2 protein-coding genes are annotated in these 1903 nt (G+C 42.7%); both read left to right on the plus strand.

The genetic code is table 11. The features are described 5' to 3' along the window. Positions 1-241: 241 nt before the first annotated feature. Positions 242-760, plus strand: coding sequence for an energy transducer TonB (locus tag AAKU61_RS22515; RefSeq protein WP_354335860.1), 519 nt, complete (start codon positions 242-244; stop codon positions 758-760). Between the two features lie 372 nt (positions 761-1132). Then, complete coding sequence (locus tag AAKU61_RS22520; protein ID WP_354335862.1) at positions 1133-1708, plus strand: prolyl hydroxylase family protein; 576 nt, start codon at positions 1133-1135, stop codon at positions 1706-1708. Positions 1709-1903 lie beyond the last annotated feature (195 nt).

Genomic DNA, 1903 nt, shown 5'->3' on the forward strand with positions numbered 1-1903 from the left:
TTTCATCTTGCCAGAAATGGCCGCTCCTTTCTCATCTATTTTGCGCTTCTCGCAATAAAATTACTCTCCGGTGTTTCGTTTTGCAAGAACCTCTCATACTAAAAATATAAAGACCGGTAATGCATTTATCGTGTTGAAAAATGAATGAAGCATCTGATTTTTCTGGAATAACTTGATCAATTTGCTACAATTTATAATTCTTCGTGCGTGCTTTTTAACCTTACATAAGATTTTTTCAGTCATGCCATCTAGCCTTGCCAAAATTCTCTGCACTACTCTGCTTGCCTATTCATCTCTCGCCTCTGCACAGTCTGAACCTAAGTCGGAGTATTCGATTAAAGAGGATCAGGCGGTCACGGGGTCATATATTCGCCGTACTGAAGTCTCAGGAGCCCGGGTTCCTGTCAATCTTCCTTACGATCAATTGTCACCCGCTGATCGTCAGGCACTTAATTCTTGGTGGGAAAAAATAAATGACGGTGACGAACCACCTTTTCCTTTGGGCGGACTCAAAGCCATCATTGATCCGATTCGCAAGGGGCAGAGCCAACTTGTTGATAATGGAGAGTTGTTTATCGTCGCCACAGTAAAGAGCAACGGCACTGTGGCCAATGTGTCCATGTTTGAGTCGCCTAGCGACGCGATGACACAGTTTGCTGCCAAAGTGCTACTGCTGACTAAGTTTAAGCCAGCCAAATGCGCCGGCGTGCCATGTCAGATGGACTTTCCGTTTCGGATTAACTTTACAGTGAGACGATGATGTAATCTGGTGCTGTCGCATCATCACCGACTTGCTTATGACGAGAGCGGATTCTTATCTGCCCACCTGTAGTCCTGCTGGCAAGTCCACCCTGCCGTGGGAGTGTACTGGTGAGGTTTTGGAATATCATTCTTGTGTTTGACGATTTTGAGAATTTCTACTTTTCCTTTGGCGCGCGCGTATACCCCCAAGCGGATACGCGCAGTTGTGCCGATCTTGATAACAAGCCTGAATTTATCCGCGAGATTTTGGAAAAATTATTAAAAAAGTAGAAGTAAGCTTTGGTTTATTTTTTTAAAAACTAATACGAGTCCTTTATTTTAAACGTGCTTATTCAAGCAAAAGTAAAAACCGATATTGCGAATATAACGAATGGAAATCAAGAATTTTGGTGCTGGAGTATTTGTCATTCATCACTTTTTAAGCAAAGCCGAATGTGACAGCTACATCGCTAGTAGCGAACAGTTAGGTTATTCTGAAGCGGTCATCACGACCGATGAGGGCGAGCAAATATTCAAAGACGCGCGCAACAATGATCGAATCTTGTATGGCAATCCTGCGTTGGCAAAAGAGCTCTATGACCGAGCACAGCCTTTGTTGCCAGCCGTGATCGATAATTGGCAGCTACCTGGTTTTAACGAGCGGTTTCGCTTTTATCGTTATAAAGACCAACAGTTTTTTAAGCAGCATAAGGATGGCACTTTTCGCCGAAATGATACCGAGGAGAGTTTTCTGACATTTATTATGTATTTAAACGACGACTTTGAAGGCGGTCATACCGACTTTGTTTGGGAAAGTATTCAGCCAAGAGCTGGCTCAGTTCTGGTTTTCCCACACAGGCTGAATCATCAAGGTTCTGCGGTAACTTCTGGCACAAAATACGTACTACGCACGGATGTTATGTACAGACTAGTCACTCCTTTACTTAGCGGATCTTTTGCTAAATAACGAGAAATTTTGTTCATTAGAATGTAAAAATTCAATGCTTCTAATTATATACTCCCTACAGGTATATTTTAATAATCCATAAGAAACATGGACAATAAGCCTGGCGGATTCAGCTACGAAGAGCAACGGGAGGTAAGTTTTAGTGGGAGTATATCCAAATTATAAAAAACCTCAAACGGCGTTCGATAGCCGAGG

The sequence above is a fragment of the Undibacterium sp. GrIS 1.2 genome (assembly GCF_040544435.1).
Taxonomy (GTDB): Bacteria; Pseudomonadota; Gammaproteobacteria; order Burkholderiales; family Burkholderiaceae_D; genus Undibacterium.